We start from the raw sequence: 6,504 nt of genomic DNA, 5'->3' as shown, positions 1-6,504 counted from the left end.
CTGGCCGGGGCAGTCGGTGCTCGTCCTCGGTGCCGGCGGCGGGGTCGGCAGCTTCGCGGTCCAGCTGGCCAAGGCGTCCGGGGCGGACGTCACCGGGGTGTGCAGCACCGCGAAGGCGGACCTGGTGCGCTCGATCGGCGCCGACCGGGTCATTGACCACACCCGCGGGGACTTCGCCGACGGCACGCGCCGCTACGACCTGATCCTCGACACCGCCGGCAACAACCGGCTCAGACGCCTGCGCCGGGCCCTGGCCCCCGGCGGCACCCTGGTCATCGCCGGCGGCGAAGGCGGGGGACCGATCCTCGGCGGCGTGGACCGCCAGCTGCGCGCAAGCCTGCTCTCCCCCTTCAGCGGCCGGAAAATGCGCACCTTCATGTCAGCCGAGCGGCCCCAGGACCTGCGCGACCTGCGCGAACTCATCGAGGCCGGCAGGCTCACCCCGGTCATTGACCGGACCTACCCGCTCGCCGGGGCTCCCGAGGCCATCGGCCGCCTGCACGCCGGGGCGGCCCGCGGCAAGCTCGTCGTCACGGTCCAGCCGTAAGCTGTCCGCCCTGCCGGTCGTGTACGCGCAGCTGCAGCAGGGCCAGCCCGGCCAGCGGCGCCGGGACCCCCAGCGCCTCAGCGCGCGCCACGAACCGGCCCAGGATGTGCTCGCCTTCGTGGGGCAGGCCGGCCGCGACGTCGCGGTACAGCGAGGAGGTGAACCCGGACCCGGGTTCGGTCAGCAGGCCGATGCTCATCCGGTGCTCGCCGTCGGGCACCGGATGCCCGGCGGCGGCAGCCACCGCCTCGGTCTCGGCAATGACGGCCAGGGCGAAGTCCTCCCCGCCGGGGCAGGCCACAATGTCCCCGACCGGCCCGCGCATCAGGCAGGTGACCGCGCCGGCGGCCGCGATGAACGCCCACTTGTGCCACATGGCCGCGATGATGTCCGGGGCCAGGGACAGCTCGAAGCCGGGGACGGAGAGCTCCCGGTAGAGGTCCTCGATGCGCCGGGTGCGCTCGCCGGACTGCTCCCCGATGGCCATCACGGCCAGCGGCTGCAGCTGCCGGATTTGTCCGTCGGCGGTCACCGTGGTCACCACCTTCACCAGCCCGCCGAGCACGTGCCCGGCCCCGTAGCGTTCCGTCAGCACGTCAAGGTGCGACATCCCGTTCAGGAACGGCAGGATCATCGTGCCGGGGCCGACGGCGGGCGCGATCTGCTCCACGACCGTATCCAGGGCCCCGGCCTTGACGGCGACGATCACCAGGTCGTACGGGGAATCCAGTCCGTCCGCCGTGACCGTCCGGACCGGGATGGTTTCATCGGTCCCGGGCCCGAAGATCCTCAGCCCGCCTTGCAGCTGGGCGGCCCGGCGCGGACGGACCAGGAAGGTCACGTCGCGGCCGGCCCGGGCCAGCCGGCCGCCGAAGTAGCCGCCCGTTGCTCCGGCGCCTGCCACCAGTATCCTCATGGCTCAGGACGCCCCCACGGTCCGGTCGGCCATGAACTTCAGCAGGTCCGCCCGGTCCAGGCTGGCCGTGCCGGCGAGCGCGTCGCCGAGGTTCACTCCTGCGACCGTGTCATAGATGCACAGGCGGGCCAGCCGGATGCCGTCGGCATACAGTCCGCAGGCGTCCCGGACCGCATCGTAGAGTGCCCGCTGCTTCCACCCCGGCGAGCCTGCCCCGGTCAGGACGCCCGGCTCGCCCGCCGGGCCGAACATCTCCTCGGCGGCGGCGGACGTCCAACACTGGCCCGCCGTGCCCCCGCCCGCCCCGCAGCTGTCCTCGTACTGCACGCAGTACTCGCGGTAGGCCGGCGCCCACGGCAGCCGCTGGGCCCATTCGGTTTCCAAGGTGGCCCCGCGGTACCGGTTGAAGTGCAGCGGCCCGTCCAGCTCAAGGCGCAGGTGCCCGTCGAAAACAAAGTCCCAGCCGCCTGCCTCCAGCGTCCGTCCCGGGTTGCGTCCGCCGAACCCCATGTAGACAGCTTCCAGGGAGCGCCGCACATTGGCCGGCAGCCACTCGGTGGTCGCCCCGGACTCTCCCGGGCCGGGCTTCTGCAGCCGGGGACCCAGTATCCGCTGCAGGCCTTCGGAGTATCTTGCCATGGGCACAAGCGTAGCGTTCGCTGCCTCCCCCGAACGCTTCGCGTCCGGGGACCCCGGGCAGCTCTCTTGCCGGGGCCCCGCCTGGGCTTGCGAAGGCGGGGAAGCTGCGGAGTGCTGGCCGCTCTGGCCCTCTGCTTCCCGAGCCGCTAGTCTAAATCGCGCCCGGCCCGCCACCCGCACCCAGGAGAACAACCGTGACTGACGCCCTGACCATCACCCGCACCTTCGCCGCGCCCCGCGAACTCGTCTACGCGGCCTGGACCCGGCCCGAATACTTCTCCGTCTGGTTCGGCACCGAGGCCGTCGACGTGCCGCTCGACACGCTGTCGCTGGACGTGCGGGCCGGCGGCGCGTGGACCGCCGTCATGCATCTGCCCGACGGCGACACCATCCACTGGACCGGGGAATACACCGAGGTGGACCCGCCCGCGCGCCTGGCCTTCACGATGAACGACGATCCCTCGGCCCCCGCGGATCCCGCGCCGGTGACCGTCGTGTTCCGGGAGGCAGGCGGCGGCACCGAGATGACGCTGGCCCAGCCCCGCGGCGGCTTCACCGACGAACAGCTGGAGCAGACGAAGGCCGGCTACAACGGCTTCTTCGACGCAATGGACAAGCTGCTCGCGGCCCACGGGTAGGACGCGGCGCCCTGGCGGACGCTGTGGACCGACTCTTCCGTGAAGCCTGCCGGCGGCGCGGCGGCTTCGTCGCTTTTGAGGCCGCCGTGCAGCTGCCTGCCCTGCGGCCCGGCCTGCCGGACCGTCTCGGCGCGGCCGGATTCCGCCGCCTGAGGTCCGTTGCCGGCGTTGAAGAATGTTCACTTAGGCAATGCGGCAGTTTAGGCAATGCGGCAGTGATTCAGCCGTGCCGGCAATGTTCCGGGGCCTCTCCGGGCAGGTCCGGCGCTTCTGTACAACGGCGGGCACGCGGTTTGGGGCCCGGGCCGGATAAGGCAGGGAGCAGCGCGACGCCGAGGGCGCTGAGTCCGCAGGTCAGCCACCAGGTGGCATGCCAGCCGCCCGAGGAGGTTGCCAGGGCGGCGATAACCAGGGGGCCCGCGAAGTTGCCGACGTTGAAGATCTGCTGGGTGAGCCCGAGCACCGCCGGGATCGAGCCGCCCGGCGGCGCGATGGTGACCGAATACCGGGTCAGGGCGGCCGGAACCAGGCCGCCGGCCGCGGAGAAGACCGCGACCAGGAGGAGCTGCAGGACGAAGCCGTTCGCAAGGTCTTCCCAGTGGACGGCGAAGGTGGCCCAGGAAGTGGCGGCCATGGCCAGGAAGGTCCAGAGGACGATCCTCCGCTCGGCGATTCCCCGCTGCAGCAGTGGACCGGCCGCAACGGCCCCAATGGCGTTGGCCCCGCCGACGGCCGCGCTCAGCAGCCCGGGCCAGACCCCGATCAGGCCGAGGGACTGGTAGATCGAGGGCAGGAAGCCCATCAGCGCCATCCACTGGGCCGTGTAGCAGGCGAAGACGATTCCGGTAATCCAAGGCCGGACGGCGGCCACCGTGCGCCGGACCTTGCGCACCGAGCCACGCCATCCCGCCGCGCGGGCAGGGCCGTCCGCGGGCACCCGGGCCAGGATGAACGGCACCGGCACCAGCGTGACCACCGCCATGACCAGCCACCAGAGGCGCCAGCCGGCGGCCTGGAGCACGAGGGCCCCGGCCGCGAGCCCGATCAGGGACGCCGCACCGTGGAAGGTGGCCCAGCCGGCCAGCGCCACGCTAAGCCGGCCCGGCGGAGCGACATGCCGGATCAAGGCCGGTGCACCGACCACCGCCAGCAGGAATCCCACGCCTTCGACGGAGCGGGAGGCCAGGAGCAGCACGGTGCCGGGCGAAACTGCGCCCAGCAGGGATCCGGCGCTCAGCAGTACCAGGCCGAGCACCAGCATGCGCCGCAGTCCCAGGACCTCCCCGGCCAGCGCAACGGGCAGCCCTGCCGCAATGCTGGCGGCCTGGATCACGCCTACCAGCAGCCCTGCCTCCACCAGGGTCATCGACAGGTCGTCCCGCACCAGGGCCAGGGCGCCGGGGAGCTTCCAGATGTGCATCGCGGCGGCGACGCCCGCCGCCAGGACCACCAGCCAAACGCCGTCCGACGTCGCCGCTCCCCCGGAAGGGCGGAGTTCCCCGAGGGGAGTTGGTTTCACTGCCTAGAGCACGGAGGCCACGGGGGCGCCCACGGCGAAGCGCTGCCCGCTGGTGGCCACGTCCACCGGACCGTCGAAGCTGCTGGCGGCGCGGCTGCTCCACCACTGCGGCTCGGCGCGGCCGGCCAGGTGGGAGAGCACCAGGCGCCCCACACCTGCGGCGGCAGCCACGCGGCCGGCGCCTTCCGGCGTCGTGTGCGAGATCTGCTGGTGGTTCAGGAACGCCGGGGCGAAGCCCTTGCCCGCGTAGAAGTCCAGGTTCACCGCTTCGTGGACCAGCACGTCCGCCCCGGAGGCCAGCACGGCCAGCGCGGCGCATTCGGCGGTGTCACCGGAGAACACCACGGAGCCGGCGTCGGTGTCGAAGCGGAAGGCCAGGGCCGGGCGCACCGGGGGGTGCTCCACGAGGATGCCGGTGACCTTGACCCGGCTGTCCTCGTAGACGTCGAACGGACGGGCCGCTGCCGCCGAGCCGTGGGCCGGGGTGGCCAGGTCCACGGTGTGCAGCAGGGCGGCCAGGTCCGGGCGCGCCTCGTCGTGGACGCGGATGTCGATGTCGTAGGAGTACGCCTTCAGCGCGTGCGCCACGAGCTCGCGGGTGCCGGCCAGGGTGTCACCGGCCGGGTGGGTCTCGTCGCGGCCGGGGCCGAGGACCGATACCGGCTGGGTGAAGCCGTCCACCGGGCCGCCCCAGTTCCACAGCAGGAAGCCTGGCAGCTCCACCACGTGGTCCGAATGCAGGTGGGTGATGAACCCGGCGGCAAGGTCCCTGCCGCGCAGCCCGGCCTGGTGGGCGGCCCGGGTGCAGCCGAGCCCGAAGTCGACCATGTAGAAGGCGTCGCCGACCACGAGGGCGCTGGAGATGCCGTTTTCCGGTCCGCGGATGGCCGGGCCGGCGGCGGTGCCGAGGGTGATCAGTTCGACGCTCACGGTGTGTCCTTTGGCAAAGATGGGAGAAAAGGCAGAAAACAGCAGGAAAACGGCAGGAAAGCAGTCAGGGTCAGGCGTGCGGGCGGGCGTTGATGACGCGGGTTTCGAGGTACTCCTCCAGGCCCCAGCGTCCGCGCTCGCGGCCGATGCCGGAGGCCTTCCAGCCGCCGAAGGGGGCGTCGGGCTCCACCAGGGTGTGCTGGTTGATCCACACGGTTCCGGCCTCCAGCCGGGAGGCAACACCGTGGGCGCGGCCTGCGTTCGGGCTCCACACGGAGGCTCCGAGCCCGAACTCGCCGGCGTTGACCAGGTCAATCGCGGTCTCGAGGTCGTCGTAGGCGACAATCGGCAGGGCCGCGCCGAACTGTTCCTGCTCCACCAGGTCCATGCCGGGTTGGGCGTCGGCGACGACGGTGGGGGCGAGGAAGTGGCCGGGCAGGTCGCAGCCGCGGCCGCCGCCGGTGACCACCCGGGCCCCGGCGCCGACGGCGGAGTCGACCAGGCCGCGGACCAGCTGCAGCTGGGCGGCGGTGTGCATGGGGCCCATGGTGGTGCCGGCGGCGATGCCGTGGCCGACCACGTGGCGGGCGGCCTCGGCGGCGATGGCCTCGGCCAGTTCGTGGCGGCGGCTGCGCGGTACATAGACGCGCTTGACCGCCATGCAGACCTGGCCGGCGTTGCGGAAGGCGCTACCGACGATGCCGCGGGCGGTGGTCTCGGCGTCAGCGTCCTCGAGCACGATCGCCGGGTCATTGCCGCCCAGTTCCAGCGTGACCCGCTTGACTGTCGGGGCGGCCTGCTGGGCGATGGAGATGCCCACGTCGGTGGAGCCGGTGAAGGAGATCTTCCGGACCCCCGGCAGGGTGCTCAGCGCGACGTTGACCGTGCGGCGGGAGCTGGTGCGCACCTGCAGCACGCCCGCCGGCAGGGCCTCGTTGAGCAGCTCCACCAGGGCCATGGTGGACAGCGGCGTCGTCGCCGAGGGCTTGGCCACCACGGTGCAGCCGGCGACCAGCGCGGGGGCCAGCTTCACGCAGAGCAGCGAAATGGGGAAGTTCCACGGGGTGATGGTGCCGACCACGCCGACCGGGCGGTAGTGCACCTCCAGGGTCCGGTCCGCGCGCGGGGCCAGCGGCTCGACCTCGTCCCAGGCCAGGTCCGCGTAGTACTCGAAGAGCCCGGCGGCCACGGTGAACTCGCCGGCGGCGTCGGCCTTCGGCTTGCCCTGCTCGCGGGAGAGCAGCGTGGCCAGCCGGTCCAGGTCGCGGCGGATCAGCCCGGCACAGGCGCGCAGCGCGGCCCGGCGGGCTTCGCG

The 6,504-nt window shown here is 72.5% G+C and carries 7 protein-coding genes; 2 read left to right on the top strand and 5 right to left on the bottom strand.

Annotated elements, in window-relative coordinates:
• Positions 1 to 547: NAD(P)-dependent alcohol dehydrogenase (locus tag ACFQ36_RS19740; RefSeq protein ID WP_377016741.1), on the top strand; the 547-nt coding region annotated here is incomplete at its 5' end.
• Here ACFQ36_RS19740 and ACFQ36_RS19735 read toward each other — a convergent pair.
• Positions 531 to 1,451: a 2-dehydropantoate 2-reductase gene (locus ACFQ36_RS19735; RefSeq protein ID WP_377016739.1), complete on the bottom strand. Its 921-nt coding sequence runs from the start codon at positions 1,449 to 1,451 to the stop codon at positions 531 to 533. The two genes, ACFQ36_RS19740 and ACFQ36_RS19735, sit on opposite strands and share 17 nt — an antisense overlap.
• 15 nt (positions 1,452 to 1,466) lie before the next feature.
• Complete coding sequence (locus tag ACFQ36_RS19730; RefSeq protein WP_377016737.1) at positions 1,467 to 2,102, bottom strand: hypothetical protein; 636 nt, start codon at positions 2,100 to 2,102, stop codon at positions 1,467 to 1,469.
• Positions 2,103 to 2,296: 194 nt separating this feature from the next.
• On the opposite strand from ACFQ36_RS19730, the gene ACFQ36_RS19725 reads away from it, so the two are divergent.
• Positions 2,297 to 2,740, top strand: a complete 444-nt coding sequence (locus tag ACFQ36_RS19725; protein ID WP_377016735.1) for an SRPBCC domain-containing protein — start codon at positions 2,297 to 2,299, stop codon at positions 2,738 to 2,740.
• A 220-nt stretch (positions 2,741 to 2,960) separates the two neighbouring features.
• On the opposite strand, the gene ACFQ36_RS19720 is transcribed toward ACFQ36_RS19725, so the two are convergent.
• The 3 genes from ACFQ36_RS19720 to ACFQ36_RS19710 form a co-directional block, all read right to left on the bottom strand.
• Positions 2,961 to 4,259 (bottom strand): CynX/NimT family MFS transporter, encoded by a 1,299-nt coding sequence (locus ACFQ36_RS19720; RefSeq protein WP_377016733.1) that lies wholly within the window; start codon positions 4,257 to 4,259, stop codon positions 2,961 to 2,963.
• 3 nt (positions 4,260 to 4,262) lie between these two features.
• Entirely contained in the window at positions 4,263 to 5,189 is a 927-nt protein-coding gene (locus ACFQ36_RS19715; protein WP_377016731.1) for an MBL fold metallo-hydrolase, read from the bottom strand.
• Between the two features lie 70 nt (positions 5,190 to 5,259).
• The coding region (locus ACFQ36_RS19710; protein ID WP_377016729.1) for an aldehyde dehydrogenase family protein at positions 5,260 to 6,504 on the bottom strand (1,245 nt) is incomplete at its 5' end.

It is taken from the genome of Arthrobacter sp. GCM10027362 (assembly GCF_042679445.1).
Lineage (GTDB): Bacteria > Actinomycetota > Actinomycetes > Actinomycetales > Micrococcaceae > Crystallibacter.
This window is presented reverse-complemented; position numbering and strand designations above follow the sequence as displayed.